This is a genomic window from Pseudomonas sp. EA_65y_Pfl1_P113 (assembly GCF_963970525.1).
In the GTDB taxonomy this organism is placed as follows: Bacteria; Pseudomonadota; Gammaproteobacteria; order Pseudomonadales; family Pseudomonadaceae; genus Aquipseudomonas; species Aquipseudomonas tritici.
Genome location: NZ_CAXAQM010000392.1, coordinates 1 through 505 on the forward strand (window position 1 = coordinate 1; position 505 = coordinate 505).

The 505-nt window shown below is 60.4% G+C and carries 1 protein-coding gene; it reads left to right on the plus strand.

The window, feature by feature from the left end; all coding sequences use genetic code 11:
* Positions 1-172 precede the first annotated feature (172 nt).
* The gene (locus AACY52_RS32480) at positions 173-466 is read left to right on the plus strand and encodes a PilZ domain-containing protein (RefSeq protein ID WP_370468075.1); all 294 of its coding nucleotides are present in this window, start codon (positions 173-175) and stop codon (positions 464-466) included.
* Positions 467-505: the final 39 nt, after the last annotated feature.

The following is a 505-nucleotide window of genomic DNA, read 5'->3' on the forward strand; positions in this document are numbered from 1 at the left end:
TTGAGCGAACGGTCGCTGCCTTAAGATGTTGGATACCATTGCGCGAGTAGTCTTGCCGCGAACCAAGATCGGCAATTTGCACGCAATGGACCAATATTCGCAAGATCCGCTCAGTCCCTCATTCGATGAAGGGGCGCATAACCGTCAGGACACGCGCGACAGCTTGTTTCTGATGGCGGATTTTCGCGTGGCTGGGCAAAGCGCTACTCACTCGGTGCGGGTTCGCAACCTTTCTGCCGGGGGGTTGATGGCAGAGTTTCCAGACGGCTTGGCGCAAGGCCTGCGAGTCGAGTTCGACGTAAGGGGTGTTGGCTGGGTACCCGGGCAAATCGCTTGGTCGGCAGCCGGACGCATCGGAGTCGCGTTCGATCGTCAGATCGATCCGCTGCTCGCGCGAAAGCCGGTCGGTCAGGGCGGGCAGACACCCGTTTTCGTGAAACCGATTTTCCCGCGCGCGCTTCGCTAATCGAGAGGTCGGTTGGTGACCCGGACGCGCCTGCGTCCG

What these genes read in the sequence shown, in the direction of transcription:
- AACY52_RS32480 (WP_370468075.1), top strand. Translation starts at nt 173, where the DNA reads ATGGCGGATTTTCGCGTGGCTGGGCAAAGCGCTACTCACTCGGTGCGG.